At 30.8% G+C, this 15,881-nt stretch carries 15 protein-coding genes; 3 read left to right on the top strand and 12 right to left on the bottom strand.

What is annotated here, in order from left to right:
- Window positions 1-1,118: 1,118 nt before the first annotated feature.
- The 5 genes from B3R94_RS08695 to B3R94_RS08675 form a co-directional block, all read right to left on the bottom strand.
- Window positions 1,119-1,280 carry a hypothetical protein gene (locus tag B3R94_RS08695; protein WP_291100140.1) on the bottom strand — a complete coding sequence of 54 codons (162 nt, stop codon included), beginning with the start codon at window positions 1,278-1,280 and terminating at the stop codon, window positions 1,119-1,121.
- Between the two features lie 152 nt (window positions 1,281-1,432).
- The gene (locus B3R94_RS08690; RefSeq protein ID WP_038335651.1) at window positions 1,433-1,681 is read right to left on the bottom strand and encodes a hypothetical protein; all 249 of its coding nucleotides are present in this window, start codon (window positions 1,679-1,681) and stop codon (window positions 1,433-1,435) included.
- Window positions 1,668-1,934, bottom strand: coding sequence for a hypothetical protein (locus tag B3R94_RS08685; RefSeq protein ID WP_068599396.1), 267 nt, complete (start codon window positions 1,932-1,934; stop codon window positions 1,668-1,670). Before B3R94_RS08685 ends, B3R94_RS08690 begins: the two co-directional genes overlap by 14 nt.
- 11 nt (window positions 1,935-1,945) lie before the next feature.
- Entirely contained in the window at window positions 1,946-2,398 is a 453-nt protein-coding gene (locus B3R94_RS08680; RefSeq protein ID WP_291100137.1) for a DUF5675 family protein, read from the bottom strand.
- Between the two features lie 71 nt (window positions 2,399-2,469).
- On the bottom strand, window positions 2,470-3,273 hold the full coding sequence (locus B3R94_RS08675; protein ID WP_291100134.1) for a hypothetical protein: 804 nt from the start codon (window positions 3,271-3,273) through the stop codon (window positions 2,470-2,472).
- Between the two features lie 125 nt (window positions 3,274-3,398).
- Here B3R94_RS08675 and B3R94_RS08670 point away from each other — a divergent pair, with 125 nt between their 5' ends.
- Both B3R94_RS08670 and B3R94_RS08665 read left to right on the top strand, forming a co-directional pair.
- The gene (locus B3R94_RS08670; RefSeq protein ID WP_291100131.1) at window positions 3,399-3,590 is read left to right on the top strand and encodes a hypothetical protein; all 192 of its coding nucleotides are present in this window, start codon (window positions 3,399-3,401) and stop codon (window positions 3,588-3,590) included.
- Between the two features lie 613 nt (window positions 3,591-4,203).
- Window positions 4,204-6,399, top strand: coding sequence for a hypothetical protein (locus tag B3R94_RS08665; RefSeq protein ID WP_291100128.1), 2,196 nt, complete (start codon window positions 4,204-4,206; stop codon window positions 6,397-6,399).
- 284 nt (window positions 6,400-6,683) lie between these two features.
- Here the strand turns inward: B3R94_RS08665 and B3R94_RS08660 are convergent, their stop codons facing one another.
- From B3R94_RS08660 to B3R94_RS08635, 6 genes are all read right to left on the bottom strand, one after another.
- Window positions 6,684-8,099: a TolC family protein gene (locus B3R94_RS08660; protein ID WP_185144165.1), complete on the bottom strand. Its 1,416-nt coding sequence runs from the start codon at window positions 8,097-8,099 to the stop codon at window positions 6,684-6,686.
- Window positions 8,083-9,396 (bottom strand): HlyD family secretion protein, encoded by a 1,314-nt coding sequence (locus tag B3R94_RS08655; protein ID WP_291100125.1) that lies wholly within the window; start codon window positions 9,394-9,396, stop codon window positions 8,083-8,085. The genes B3R94_RS08660 and B3R94_RS08655 overlap by 17 nt, the downstream gene beginning before the upstream one ends.
- 12 nt (window positions 9,397-9,408) lie before the next feature.
- Window positions 9,409-11,076: a peptidase domain-containing ABC transporter gene (locus B3R94_RS08650; protein ID WP_125349677.1), complete on the bottom strand. Its 1,668-nt coding sequence runs from the start codon at window positions 11,074-11,076 to the stop codon at window positions 9,409-9,411.
- A gap of 5 nt (window positions 11,077-11,081) precedes the next feature.
- Window positions 11,082-11,549 (bottom strand): hypothetical protein, encoded by a 468-nt coding sequence (locus tag B3R94_RS08645; protein ID WP_280037217.1) that lies wholly within the window; start codon window positions 11,547-11,549, stop codon window positions 11,082-11,084.
- A complete protein-coding gene (locus B3R94_RS08640) occupies window positions 11,546-11,755 on the bottom strand; it encodes a hypothetical protein (protein WP_280037216.1) in 210 nt (69 codons plus the stop codon). Before B3R94_RS08640 ends, B3R94_RS08645 begins: the two co-directional genes overlap by 4 nt.
- A gap of 164 nt (window positions 11,756-11,919) precedes the next feature.
- Window positions 11,920-12,270 carry a 4Fe-4S dicluster domain-containing protein gene (locus tag B3R94_RS08635; protein ID WP_114999046.1) on the bottom strand — a complete coding sequence of 117 codons (351 nt, stop codon included), beginning with the start codon at window positions 12,268-12,270 and terminating at the stop codon, window positions 11,920-11,922.
- Window positions 12,271-12,332: 62 nt separating this feature from the next.
- Between B3R94_RS08635 and B3R94_RS08630 the strand changes: the two genes are divergently transcribed.
- On the top strand, window positions 12,333-13,394 hold the full coding sequence (locus B3R94_RS08630) for an acyl-CoA reductase (RefSeq protein WP_291100121.1): 1,062 nt from the start codon (window positions 12,333-12,335) through the stop codon (window positions 13,392-13,394).
- 359 nt (window positions 13,395-13,753) lie between these two features.
- Here the strand turns inward: B3R94_RS08630 and B3R94_RS08625 are convergent, their stop codons facing one another.
- Window positions 13,754-15,844 carry a TonB-dependent receptor plug domain-containing protein gene (locus B3R94_RS08625; RefSeq protein ID WP_291100118.1) on the bottom strand — a complete coding sequence of 697 codons (2,091 nt, stop codon included), beginning with the start codon at window positions 15,842-15,844 and terminating at the stop codon, window positions 13,754-13,756.
- Window positions 15,845-15,881: the final 37 nt, after the last annotated feature.

Here is a 15,881-nt window from a genome sequence, read left to right as displayed (position 1 = left end):
ATAAAATTCCGTTCATTATAGTCGCCTAGCGGGCTTCGGGGACAAGCCCACTATAATCATATTATGTAAAATAGCCCCTTCCTTTACCTGTCCGAAGCAGAGAGTATCTCATGTCGTTTTTTGCCCTTGTTGAAGTAGCAGTATTGCCTCAATCATTTTTGCGCAACGATTTACTCCGTTAGGCTCATTTCACTATCCATACGTTTTTCAAGCCCAGTAATAACTAATTACGATTTACTAATCACCAATTACTAAGCGAAGCGTTCCATTCACCCAACTCCGCAAAATCAAGCCTAAAATAAGCTTTCCTTTCAGTCAAGCCCATTTTTTAGCGGCTTTTCGTTACACACAAAAATGCTCGTTAGGCATTTGAGATTAAGAGGAGAAGCTTCGTGTATAATTTACTCCAATAATCCGCAACTTCACCTCCTTACAATAACCATCATTCAAACCCACCAAAAAAACAAGGCTAAATAAATGGCATTTCGATTACCAGACGAGTGTCAATCCATTGAACACAGCGTAAAAATGATCGCTGAGCGATAGCGAATGATCGAGCATTTTAGTGGCGAGAGATGATGATTGACCGACGAAAATCTAAGTCTTGATTTTTTTGATTACTTTTTTGATCAAGCAAAAAAGTGATAATGAATAGATGTGTATCATAAGTGCCGAACGCTATTCCATTTACCACAACGCATTTCCAATAATTCATCATTCATAATTTCTAATTATTCCACGCACCCCGCCACCCAAGAAAGCGGTTACAGGTTCAGAAAAAGCAAAAGTTTTTTAGTAAGGTACATTGGTGTATTGCGCTAAACCGCTAGTCGCATCACATCGTTCGGTACTCCACACTAACGTGTTCCGTAACCCCTCACTTTTGTGCTGCTTGATAGCTCATTAGCCCACACCAATTGGCTCGGTGTAGCAAAACACCCTAAAGGGATGTTCAGCTACATTCCCTCGCCACCTTATTTTGATTATGGTTTGCTTTTCTTCACCTGCGCGTGTTGCCCCCGTGCGTTCATTCCGGAATAGACACACCAAAATTCACAAAAAAGATAGCAAAGTTAGTTAGTGGTCGTTTTACGTCAAGGTCAAGCCCTTCGGGTTTCTCACAAAATCTCCACCCATTCGGGTAGTATTTTGCTTGAAAACCTTGCCTTTAAAACGCCCATTCCTGAAAGAATGGCTTTCTTTTTTTTCTCTTTTTTTCTTTTCAAAAAACATTGAATTTGAACCAAAACCACTTCCTCGATTTTATAATTTTGATTCATCTTTTTCGACAACATTCCGACTTCGTTTCGGAGATAAAGCGTACATATTCCACCTCTATAGATAATTGGGTGCAGTTATCACGCATAAAAAAATCTCACCATTACGATGAGATTTCAAAAAGTCCTGAAAGTCCTGATAAGGTCTTTTTAGACTATTTTTTATTTGGATCATTATCTGCTTCATCAATCTTTACAGCAGTTTGAGCAACAGCACTGGCGATTGCACCACCTAAAGCCAAATATCCTGCAACTGTAATAACCGTTGCCGGAAGAACAACCGGAGCAGCTAAGATAGTACCGCTAATCGCAGTTAAAGCTAATCCAACATTACGAACGATTTTAAACCATTTTGGTGTTTCATTGGTTACACGCTCAACTAAATTTAAACTATCCTTTTTCATCACGTTTATTTTTAAGATTTAACATTTCAAGAGTTGTAATTCTTGATTCTAAATATTCGACACGTTGGCTGAGTAAATCATAACTGTTTTTAAATTCAGTTTTGATCAATAAAGCCATCGTTTTTACTTCTGTAATATCCTTTTCCATTTTTTTAAAATCAGAGTGTAATTGCTTAATGAAGTAAGCAACCACTGCCAATAATAAACTTGAAACTGAACCGAAAAGGACATTTAAAACCAATTCATTTTCCATAGCTTCTGATTTTAGAATTGAAAATTATTCTCGATTACAATTGCGGTTTGTTTGTCCTTGATTAGTTTTACTAACTTTGGATAAACCATTTTGTAAGCATCACGTGATTGAACCACTTGATAATCTTCACCTACTTTCTGAAAGCCAAATCCTGTCAATGGACAACCGGAAGTCTCAGAATGAAGGTTTCCAATATGAATGTAGATGTAATCAAAATTCGGAAGCTGATCAATTTCAATCATACCTTCGTGAACCTTACCCATCAGATTTTTATACTTGGTATTCATACCGCCCCACGTATTTAAACGGAGTTGAAAATTTCCAGTTGGAATAGCCGTTTGCTTCGGTATCTTATCTGCTCGAATCTTATCTTCTAACAAGTAGCATTGAAAGATTCCATCAATATATAAATGACTCAACGTACTTTGCTTTCCTTGAGCCACACGAACAATTTTTACATGCATTATTTATTCAATTAAGGTGAAACAAAAAAGAGCCTTTTCAAATCGAAAAGACTCTTTAACCAATCAACAGCTTAAAAAGCATCTTCGATTTTCAAGCAGTTTCCAGAGGCGAAAGGATAATAATTTCCGTTAACTTCTTGGAAAAATTCAATACCGATACATTGCACAACCGTAACATTGTTTGCCAAAGTTGGCGCACCTGGTAAAGCTGCCGAAATCGTACTTCCGGCATATGGAACATTTAACGGGATATAAGCCGAGTATTCAACAACATTTAATTCGTTATTAATAGCATCGTCAGGCTCATAATTTCCAGTTGTAGGATTGAACGAGAAATCCGATAAAACAGCCAATGCATTAATTAAACGAAAGTGTGTAGTACCAGCAGGAGCAGAAATCAGTTCAGCCGGATTAAAAGCTGCAACAACGAAATCAGCTTCGTTTCTATCTACATTATGTTCAACATCATAAGGTGCATTAAAAACACCATTAATCGAAAGCTTTTTATCGAACTCAAAACCAATTAAATATTGGCGTTGAGTAGAAACTTCAACTTTACGATAACCTCTGGCTTCTGTACCATCTTCTAAGTTGATTTTCTTCATTACTGAAGTTAATCGACCTGTAACTTGACTATCTGCCATTTTACTCATGACTTGAGAAAGAGCGGTACGCAACGATTTTCCAGTTCTTGCACAACCACCAAACTCATTCATATTTTCACGAGTACGTTCAAACTCAGGTGCAGATTTCACCTGCTGAGCAGTTGGACCACCAACCATACCAGCATAAAAGCCAGGTTGTCCTTTAATTTTAAAATGACGTACATCTCCAATGGTTCCGATGTACTTCATTAGTCCTTTTTGTCTTGCCATAACTTTAAATTTATTAGTTAAACATTTGAGAATAATACTATTACAAAGTTGAATAATTAAATTTGTATAGACAACATCTAACTAATTGCAATACAATGAAATACAGTGCTAAAGAACCCTATTACGTGGAAATATTTTATAATGTATTAGAAATCAAAGAAGCAGATACTTTGGTGGTTAAACACGCTTTTTCGAAAGAAGAAAAAGATATCAGATTGTATGGAATAGACGCACCAGAAATCCGAAAGAATAGAAAATTAAAAATAGATGAAGAAAAAACGCATCTTCCTGCTAGTTTGTTGATCGAGTTAGGATGAGACGCAAGAAATTACCTAACTAACGTTTTGGGTGTTGGAGATAGAGTAACCATACTTACAGAAATAAAAAATGCCTACGATTTTTATCATAGGTAATTAGGTTATGTAATCCTGGAATCAGGCGAATGTTTGAATGAATTGTTGCTTCAAAATGGATACGTAAAAGCATCAAGGGACTATTATTGTTCCAAATTGGCAGAATATCAGTTGATGAATTGTACTGCTCAGTTAAATAAAGTCGGTTTATATGCTCGAATTTCGCATTTTTAAGCCCAGATCAAATGTTAAAGTTTCGTTTTTTATGGCTCAAAATCTAATCTCAACAAAGACTTAAAACATACTTTTCCAATTGTTGTACTTATGTTGTACTAACTGCTATAAAATGAGTAACCAACCCTCTAAAATAAAGACTTTGCAAAGAAACTTTGGATAATACTATGTTCGAGAAGCTAGAACAGGAAATGGTTCTGGAGCTAACTGGGATAATGCTATGTCTTTTGATAACCTAGCTGACTTAGTAAATTCAAGTACCAATAGATTTTTTATAGAAGTTAAACTTTACAAAGGTATTTTAAAAACTAATAAAAAGATTAATTTCAATAATTATCAAACTGTGAAAATTACAGGTGGATATTCTTATGAGATTGATCCCGAAACAGGAAATCCTATTGAAATTGTTTCTAGTGATGCTACACTAACATCTATCGATGGTCAAAACATAACAAAAATATTCAGTTTTGAGAATAATCGAACAGTTGAATTAAACACATTTACCATTCAAAATGCTAATCTAACAACAAGATCAGAGGAAGGTAGTGCTATATCTGTAATCAATACTCCTAAATTAAATTTTAAAGACATTATTGTAAAAAACACTAATATCTCTAACACAAGTGCTGTTTACGTGAATAATGTAGATGATTTTTATTTTGATTTTGTTGATTTCAAAGACAGCTACTACACTTCTACAAATGGTACTAATGCAAGTGCATTGTATGTTAATAATTCTAAAAAAGCTGTTATTGATAATTTTTCTTTTTCAGGTAATAAGTCCTATTTAAATGGTGCTGCATTATATATTAAAGATACTAATTTAGAGATGGAGCAAGTTGCAGGAAATAGTATTGGATTTGATACAAAATTAAATTTTGAAAATAATTATAGTACTAGAAATGGTGGTGGAATTTACAATGATAATAGCGATATTAATCTAACTGCCATTTATTTTATTAATAATACTGCAGAAGAAAATGGTGCTGGTATTTACGCAACACCTACTTCTAAAACTTATTTAAATAGAATTCATTTCATGAATAATACGGCAAAAATTGGAGGTGGTATTTACAATGGAAGTAATCATGAATTGAAAATTCTAAGTTCTTTATTTAGTAACAATAAAGCATCAATTAATGGTGGAGCTATTTACAATGCAAATATCTTAGCTATAACGAATGCTACATTTGTAAAAAATACAAACTCAGCTATTCTTTTTAAAGATGGTTCTAAAACAACTGTTGTAAATAGTATTTTCTATCTAAACACATCTAAATCTACTGACTTTAAAAAAGATATTGCAGCAGAAACGATTGGTTCTTCTTCTTTCACAAATGATATTACAAACAATATTATAGAAGAATATTCTGCTTCTAATAATTTAATTGGTATTGATCCTCTTTTTGTTGATAATAATAGTGATTATACTTTACAAATTCCTAGTCCTGCACTTAATGCTGGTAAAGAAGAATTGTTTCAACAGGTTGCTGGTGGGGCTACTTCTCTATTCCATGATTTAGACAAAAGAAATAGACATTACGGAAATTCTGTCGATCTAGGTGCTTACGAATTAACATTTGATCGTGAGCTATTTTTCCCCGACTGTCCGACTATTATTTCGCCATACGACACTGAGGAAAATGTAACCTTAAGACCAATAATCTCTTGGAATAAAATTGCTAATGCTAGTCAATACAGACTTAAAATTACAGATGAACTTGGAGCGAGTGTAGTTACAGCTACGGTAATAGATTCTTCTATTAGTACAATAAATTATACTGGAATAACTACAGACTTAAAACCAAATACTTGGTACAGTGTTTCAATACAACCAGAAAATACACTTATTGGTATTTTAAAGGAAAACTGTCAAATTTATAGATTTAAGACAGAAAAGATTCCAACAGCACCTACTTGTACAACTGTAAATTCTCCTGCAAACGGAGAAAAGAATGTATCATTAACTCCTACAATTAGATGGAATAAAGTTACTGATGCAACAGCGTATCTAATTACAATAGGAACAACTATTGATGGGAATGATATTTTAAATAATTACAATGTTGGTGATGTAGATAATTTTACACTTACCACTACTCTTTCTCACGCAACAACATACTATGTAAAAGTAACTGCTACGAATACTGTTGGACCAGCAGTTTCTTGTTCTACCAATACCTTTGAAACAATTCCTGCTCCAGATCCTTGTGAACCTGTAAGAATTAGTTTAAATATTACGAAGAATGATGTTTTAGTAAATGTTATAAACGGAAATAGTCCTATTCTTTACAGAATAGATGAATTAGAATGGGTAAGCACAAATATATTCAGTAATGTATCAAAAGGCTCTCATAAAATTGAAATACAAACTGTAGAGGGATGTATAAAAAGTTCTACGTTTATTATTCCTGATTTTTATACTTTTATTTCTCCAAATGGTGATGGCTTGAATGATAAAGTTGATTTCTCATTCTTAGCAACCAAAGAAAATCCTGTTTTTAGAATTTTTGACAGACAAGGAAAAAAATATTTTTGAAGGTTCTTTAAGTAATCAATTTATTTGGAATGGAAAATATTTGAATGGAACGCCATTACCGTCCGATAGTTATTGGTTCTTCGCGCAATGGAATGAATTAAATTCTAGTGTGCCAAATAAATTACAAGGATCTATATTATTAAAGAATAAATAAAAAAATTCCACTTCATTTTTGAAGTGGAATTTTTACTTTTCAAGTAATTGAAAGAATTTAATCTTATATTTTTCAATATAAATAAATTATAAATCAAACAAATACGAAAATAATAAATAGGCATTATGCCTTAATTTGTAGTTGCAACTAAAAAATTTTCTTTCAACCATTTTAGTTTATTAAAACTTTTTAGAAATTTTGTTCGAATAGAAATAAATTTCTCTTGAGCATCTATAACTTTATTTTCGCGTGAATTAATTAAGAAGAGTGAACTTTCACCAATTCCATACCTTGTTTCTTCTGCATCTAAAAGCTTTCTATAATTTTGCAGATTATTTCGAGAAAGATTTATTTGAGTATGAAAATTTAAAATTTCATTTTTATAGGTCTCTATTTTAACATCTAACTCTCTACTTTTTATCTGAGTATCTAAAGCATTCTGATTCAGCTTAATTTTAGCTATTTCATAATTTGCTCTTGCTTCTCGTAGAAATATCGGAATTTCTAACTTTAAACCATATTGAAAATTATTATCAAAGAATGGTAAATAATCGGCTGAGTACCCCTCTTTCGTAAAGAAATTATACGTAAAATCTATTTTAGGAAGAAAACTCTGAAATTTTAATCTTCGTTCACTTTCTAAGATATTTTGTTTTTGATTGTAATATAAAATAGATGAATGCGCATCTAATTCTTGAGATTCTACTTCGTCAATTAAAAACTCAAAATCAGAATAAGCTGAATGATTTTCTAATCCATCCGAAGGATAAATCATTGCTGTAAGCTCATACAGTTGTTGATTATCTTTCCATAAATATAACTGAAGCTGCTGTGTACTTTTTACAAAATTTAAAAAAGCATCTTGTCGTTGCAATTCAAAACTTTGCAACTGAGAAAGTGCTTCTATAGTATCAATAGCAGGTACTTCTCCAAAATCTAATGTTTTTCTTGTAAAATCTAAACGCTCTTTATTAATGTCAACAATTTCAGATTTTAATTTATAAATTTCAAAATTCTGAACCCATTCCCAATAGGTATTTTCTGCTTCTAAAAGAAGGTCGTTTGTTAAAACCGTTTGCTCAGCTTCTGTCATTTTCAGTGCAAATTTTGCCTGATCTAACATTGCTCTTCTTTTATCGTACAATAAGTTTTTAGCCAAAGGAATTGTTACACCAAATTGAAATAAACCTCCAACAGTTTCTGTATTACTTAATTTATCTCCTTGTATATGATTGTAACTACCATTAATATCTATTCCATACCAAGTCGGAATACCTAGTTCAATATTTTTTTGTTCATAATACCTTGTTCCATCAATATTCTTTTCTCCTAATTTTGCTGCTAAAACAGGATCAAAACCACCTCTTGCTCTTGTTATTTCTTCCAATGCTATTTTATTCTGAAGTTGATATTTTAAAGCCAGTGGATGATAATTCTTCACCACTGAAATAAATTCTGATGAAGATATTTTTAAAGAATCCTGTCCAAAACTAAAGTGAGAAATTAATAAAACTAAAACAAGGAATACCTTATTTACTTTTTTCATCTTTTGTTGTTTTTGTATTTGCAACCTCGTAGTAATCTGGTGGAAATCCATTTATATTTCGCCATAACTCGTACCAAATAGGAACATCGTTAAGAATTGCAATTCCTTGTGTTCCTGTTCCCATCTTAATTTTTGTTGGCCATTTTTTCTCATTTTTATCTTCAATAACCAATGCTTTAAAAAGACCATTTGGACTAATATTACTTTCTACAGCAACAACTTTTCCTGAAAAAACACCATAACTAGAATCTGGCCAACCAGAGAAAACAATTGCTGGAAAACCATCGAAAATACACATTACACGCTGTCCTTCTTTTACCAATGGCAAATCTACTGGTCGAACATAAATCTCTACAGCATAATCTACATTCGTAGGAACAATAGTACCAATGTTTTCTCCATCTTTTAATACTTCTCCAATACCAGCTTTGTTCAACTGAACTATTTGACCGTCTTGAGAAGCAATAATAAAGTATAAACCTTGTCTTGCTTTATAATTCGCAACTTGATTTTGAAGTTTTGCAATATCTCCATCACTTCCTTCAATTTGTCCCATACTTTGAAAACGCTCTCCTTCAATTTTACTTAATTTCTCATTGTAATCTTGTGTTACAGCATTTTGCTCAATTTGTGTATTAATGATTTCTTGTTTCGTTTGTGAAACTTTATTCTCATAAGCTGTTTTCTTCGCAATCGAATTCTGATAAGAAATACTTCTTTGTTGAAATTGTGTTAATGAAACTAAACCTTCATCATACATTTTCTTTTGTCTTGCATACTGATCTTCAGAAAGTTTTAGCTCATTTGTTGCTGCAACTAATTCAGCTTCTTCTCCAACTAATTTGTTATTTAACTGACTAATTTTAATTTTAACCTGATTTAATTTTAAATCTCTAGCTGCATTTAAAGCCTCTAATTGATTTTTTGCTGTACCAACTTTAGCTCTATAAAATTCTCTTACGCCTATTTTTGCATCCACTTGTTCTTCTGTACGCTGTACTAACAAAGGATCCATGTAATCTTCTTTTATCTCAGATAGTTGTAAAAGTGTATCTCCTTTAGAAACATAATCTCCATTTTTTACATTCCATTTAATAATTCGTCCAGGAATTGGAGAATTTAATTGTTGTGGACGCTGAGATTGATATAAAGATGAAACATTTCCTTTAACTTTTATATTCTGTGTCCAAGGAAGAAACAACGTAACAATTCCGGCTAAAAGAATGAATAAAAACCATCTTTTAACTCTCGATTTTTTACGAATTTGATATATTTTATCGAATGATTTTAGTTGCATTTTCTTTAATTTTTATGAAATAACTTTAAGTGTTCCATCTTCTAAATGAAGATGTTGATCTGCAAATCGGATAAGCTTATTATTCGACGACACAACAACAATAGTTGTATGCTTTTTTAAGCCATTTAAATACTCAATCATTTTTTCTTGAAATTGATCTGACATTCCGCTCATAGGATTCTCTAAAAGCAATAATCTCTTTTCTCCTAATAATGAACGAAGAAGAAGTACTTTCTTTTTAGAACTAAATGAAAGTTCCGAATCTGTTTCGCTAATTTCTGTTGCAAAACCTTTACTAAATAAATTAGAAATATTTTCTATTCCTAATTCATCAGAAAGTTCTATAATACTTTGTGTATTGCTTTGTGTATTTCCTAAAAGAATATTTTCTTGAACAGTTCCTTGAACAACTTTTGCACTCTCTAAATAAAGTCCAACACTACTTCTGAAATGTTTCTTATTTAAGTTTTTCAATGGAATTTTATCGTAAAGAATACTTCCTGAGCTCGATTCGTAAAAACCAGCCAACATATTTAAAAGAAGTGATTTCCCAGTACCTGTTTTTCCTGTTATTACTGTTAATGTATTTTCTTGAAGTTTAAAGTTTATATTGTCTAAAATTTTAGGACTATCATTATAGGCAAATTCTACATCTTTAAACTCAATTGTTGTTCCTTGTTTTTTGTATAAAAGTTCTATATCTCCTTCAACTTCTTCGTCTAATTCTGTTACTTTAGTAAGCTTAGCATAAGAAGTAATCATATCATAATAACTCTCTAAACTAACAATTAACTTTTCTACAGCGGCCATAATTGTTAAAACAACAATTTCTGTTGCAATAAATGCCCCAATATTTAATTGCTGATCCAACATAAGGTAAGTACCTATAGCTAACATTGTAAACGTAATTATTACTTTAAAGGCAATTACTGTTTTGTATTGGAAAACTAGTACTTTAAAGTGAGAAGTTCTATCATCTAAATAATCTGAAACACGGTCATCTGTTCCAATAAGATGCGTTCCTTTTTCTGAATGTATTTTAAATGTTTTTACAGAAGCTGCGACATCTTCTATCCAAGCTGCCGTTTCATATTTCTTATCACTTTCTTCTATACTAGATTTTATTCCACTTTCCATTGTGTAGTAAAATATCATAACAATAGATATAACTACAAGTCCTCCAAATGCTAAAAACCAAGGGTGATAAAAAGCTAATAATAAGATACCAAACAGAATTTGGATTAATGCCGTTGGTATTTCTAAAAGAACTTTTGAAACTCCTTTTTGAAAATTCTGAATATCAAAAAATCTATTCATTAACTCTGGTAAATAATACTTTCTAGTAGTTGATAAGTTTACTTTAGGTAATTTATCTGCGAAAGCCATCGAAAATTCTACATATATTTTTTGTTGAATTTTTTCGATAATTTCAATTACTTTCAATCTAAAATATCCTACAAAGAAAGTTCCGATTACAACAAAGAAAATCAGGATATAAATAGAGGTAACCATTGTTGCTCCTAACACATACCCAATAATAGATTGTATACCTAACGGAATGCTTAAAGACACAAGTCCATTTAGTATTGCATAGAAATAAATATTTGTTACATCTTTTTTCTCTTTTGTAATATAGCGAAGCAGTTTTCTACCGTGTTCGCTTGCTGATATTGATGCCATTGTGTTTATTTGATAAAGTTTGACGTAATATATTTTAAATAATCTAACACATAAACTGTGTGATTCTGTTCTTGATGATTATCTGTAAGATTAGGTAAATGTTCACTAAAAAAATGTTGATCGTGCGCAGTTTCTAATAATGTACTTGCTAAAGAAAAAGGATAAGGAAAATCTCCTTTAACTTCTTCTATGATTACCGCAATAAATTTGCAAAGACTTTCTAATGGAGCAAAAACCATTTCTTTACAAATTTTATCTACTTCTTTTACGAGATAAGATTTACTACTTTCTGATATTACAATGGTATGAAGCTTCTTTATATTATAATCTTCCACTTCTTCACAAGAATTATCATAATGTGTAATAATCTCTAATATCTTATCTAATTTTTCTAATGAGTTTTTAATCTCTTTCGTTTTTAATTCGCAAATAAATTCAATGTAAGACCAATACCAATTCAAAATATAGGTCAATAATTTATATTTTGAAGAAAAATAACGATAATTGTAGCTTCTGTAGAATTTATTTTTACCGCCAATTTTTTGAATGTAAAATGTTCAAATCCTGTTTCAAAAATCAGCTCTATTGCTTGTTTTACAATAGTTTTTCCAACTTCGCTACTTTCTGGATTTTTAAGATATAGTTTTTCGTTTACACTGAATTTCAACTGAAAATTCATCCGTTTTTATTTATTTAATCTTTCCTATCAAAAATACAAGACTATACGCTATAATAGTATTACTATCCGATTAGAATAATATTAAAATGTGATTAGAAAATTGAACATATCATAACCTCGACTTCTAAAAGTCGAGGTTATGATATGTAAAGTTGTGACGATTTTTACTCTAAGTGCATAAACGCTTTTTTACTCAAAAGGCGTTCCTCGCTTTCTACGTGGTTATCATCAGGCACACAACAATCCACCGGACAAACTGCCGCACATTGTGGTTCTTCGTGGAAACCTTTACATTCAGTACATTTATCGGGAACAATGTAATAAACCTCATCACTCACAGGATCTTGCACCGCATCAGCGTCAAAAGTTGCGCCGTCTACGTTTACAATTGTTCCGCTAAGAGAAGTTCCATCAGAATATTTCCAATCTACCGCAGCTTCATAAATCGCGTTATTTGGACATTCTGGCTCACAAGCTCCACAATTTATACATTCATCTGTAATAATTATAGCCATTGTATCTGTTTTTTTATTTCCTACATTTGCAACTACAAAATTACATTTAATTTTCAGAAAAAATGACATTTGAACAAAGGATTTCAGCATTTAACGAATTGGGGCAGTTTTTTAATTTTATTATAAATAATGATTCGATTAAAGACACAGAACTGACAGAAAAATTCGAGAATTGGAAAGAAGAAGCTGAATATGCGGTGAGCGATGCAGAAGCCTACAACAATTGGTTTACAAAAGATAATATTACGTTAGCCTTGAAAAGTTGGGCAGAAGCTTTAACGGAAGAAAATTTATTGGCTTGGACGAAAGATTATCCATTTGCTGAAATGCCAAAAAATGTTGGAATTATAATGGCAGGAAATTTACCTTTGGTTGGTTTTCATGATTTGCTTTCTGTTGTTATTTCTGGAAATAATGCGTTAATCAAAACCTCATCTAAAGATGATAAATTAATCAAATTAGCGATAAAATATTTGTATTCGATTGATGAAAATTTCAAATTGATTATTCAAACTGTTGAACGATTAGAAAATTTTGACGCTGTTATTGCAACAGGAAGTAATAATACGGCGCGTTATTTTGAACAATATTTTGGAAAATTTCCTAACATTATTCGTAAAAATAGAACTTCGGTTGCTGTATTGAATGGTTTGGAAACAGACGAAGAATTGAAAAAATTGGGTAACGACTTATTCATTTATTTTGGATTAGGTTGCCGAAATGTAACTAAACTTTATGTAAAAGATGAAGCTCAATTACCAAAAATTTTCGAAGCTATTTTTTCTTGGGGCTATATCATTAATCATCCAAAATATGCTAATAATTACGATTATAATCGAGCGATATTTCTATTAGGAAAAGATGATTTTTTAGATAATAATTTTGTCTTAATGAAGAGAGATTCGGCTTTGCATTCTCCAATCGCGGTTGTTAATTTCGAAATTTATGACGATCTAGATCATGTAAAAAATTATTTGATTGAAAATGGAAATCAAATTCAGTGTGTTGTAGGAAATGAAATGAAAGATAATCCGAATTATGTTGAATTTGGGCAAACTCAATTTCCGAAATTAAATGATTATGCAGATAATATTGATACGCTAAATTTCTTAGCTGAATTATAAAAAAGTAAAAACCNNGGTTTTTACTTTTTTATAATTATCAATTCCTTCATTCGTCGGAATGACATTTTTCGTATATCTCGTTTAACTCTTCTTATCCTTTTCTAAAATAAGAATAAAAAGGAATATAATATCTCATACAATCATAATTAGAAAGTTCTACTTTTATTCTTAAAATATCAATTGATTTTTTCAAAAAATAATATGATAAAATAGCTATAAACAACCATTTATAATCGTCAATATTATAATGATATAAAGAATAAGCAAATAAAACTATCGAAATTATAATCATTCCATAAAATATATACTTTCTATTCATAATTCATAATTTTATTAAATATACAAAAAACCAACTATAATTAAAACGTTGCAGCTCCCGCAGTTTCATTTTCTAATTTTCGTTTGACATCTGTTTTCTTTCCTGTAGCAAAATCATAGCTTAATCCTAAAACAAACATATTTTTGTTGTTCCAAATTTGTGTATGACTTGTATAATTTACTAAACTTTCATTCAACGATTTTGTTTTGTATTCCGAAGGCATTCCTACCCAATACATTCCTGAAGAAAAAGTCCAGTTATTCATTTTATAAGCAAGAGACAAATGGCTGCTATTTTCATTAGTGCTCAAAAAAGCACCATTTAAAGTATAAACAGGAATATTGAACGAATAATTAATACTAAAATTTTTATAAACAGAATTTATTGCAAAGTAATTCCAGATATAATCATTGTTGATTGTTTTTCCATTTTCAAGTTTTAGATTTTCAGATATTGGTTTTAATACAACTTTTAGTGTTAATAAATCTGTTCCGAAAGGTTTTATTAATCCTGATAATTGAATTCCGTATTCTTGTCCATTTTTCGCATTTTCATACGTCAAAGCATATCTATTTTCGTCTAAAACATATAATCGATTTACAGCATCTTTTTTGTAATTATAGAATAAAGTTGTGTTTAGATCAAAATATTTCGAATTGAATGAATGCGTTAAATTATTTGACCAAGTTTTTTGATTTCTTAAATATGGATTTCCTTTTTGAACAATATTAGGAACGATTTGAATGACATTACTACTCAATTCGTCGCTGTAACTTTTACGCGGTTTATATGAACTTGTGAATCTCAAACTTTGTTTTTTTGTTAATTCATAGCCCAAAATCAACTTTGGCGTAAAAATCCAATCTTCTACTTTTTCTTCTTTACTTTTATTATTAATATTCGTTAAACCTAATCCCAAACGATACATTAATTTTTTAGTTTTTCCAGAAAACTCAGAATAAATATATTGTTCTAAATAGTTAACCTTATAATTATCAAAACCCAATAAATTTTCTAAATCATTGTTTATCTTATTATTCGAAATTCGATAACCAGAACTTAATTTTCCTTTTCTAAAATCATGTACATGCGCTATTTCTCCAACAATTGCGGTTTGTTTTGCTTTTAAGTTTGTTATGTATTGATAAACATCAGTTTGATTATTGGTCTGCCATTCATGAGAAAAATCGTATGAATTTGTATTAAAATGCGAACCAACAAAGTTTAAATTCAATTCATCTTTTTTACCTATTTTTTTTGAATAATAAAGATCTAAAGTTGGTTTGGTATAGCTTTCGTTGCCGTGTTTGTAAACCGTGTGATTTTCGGAATCTTGATTGGTAGAAAAAACGCTATTTCCATTAACATCAGAAAAACTTGTCAGGATATCCATATAAAATTTTGCCTGAAATGTATATTTATCAGAATCTGAATTGGTATAACGAAGTAAAACGTTTTGAAATGTGTAACCAAAATGATCGAATCTTTTTTCATTTGTTCGATAATTTGTTAATTCATCTAAATCATTTCGAAGTGAATATGAATAAGAATTATTATTTTCTCTATTATCATAATCTCTTAAATTAATATAATATTCTAAGCCTAAATTATTTTTTCCTTTTGTAAAATCTGCATAAGCAGAACCATTTACAAAACCTGTAGATAAAGCCGAAGTTGCATCAAAACCGAAAACATAACCATTTTCAGGATTTCGAGTGATCAAATTCACAACCTGATCTGCACGATTGGCATAACGTGCTGCTGGAATATCAAAATATTCTACGCGAATAACATCTTGTGGTTTCACAGAACGAATTTGATTATCTGTCGCTTCAATTCCATTAATCAAAAATAATGTCGTTCCTCCTTTCGTACTTTTTAATGTATTAGAAATAGGATCAACTTGTAATTCTGGCAATGTATTCAACAAATCTTTTGCATAGCGCGCTTTTTCCAACGCAGCTTTGTCGAATGTATAAACAGCTTTATCAGCAAACATTTTTTTACGTTGCGACTGAATTAAAACTTCTTTTATTTCGATTGGATTATAATCTATAGAATCTTGCTTTTCTTCTTGAGCAAAAACAAAAATTCCTGATAATGTAGTAGCGAGTACAAAAATTTTATTCATGGTTAATTCATCTATTATTTTAATAGTTAGTGTTATT

Source organism: Empedobacter sp. UBA7611, from assembly GCF_002484365.1.
GTDB classification, from domain to species: Bacteria; Bacteroidota; Bacteroidia; order Flavobacteriales; family Weeksellaceae; genus Empedobacter; species Empedobacter falsenii_B.
This window is presented reverse-complemented; position numbering and strand designations above follow the sequence as displayed.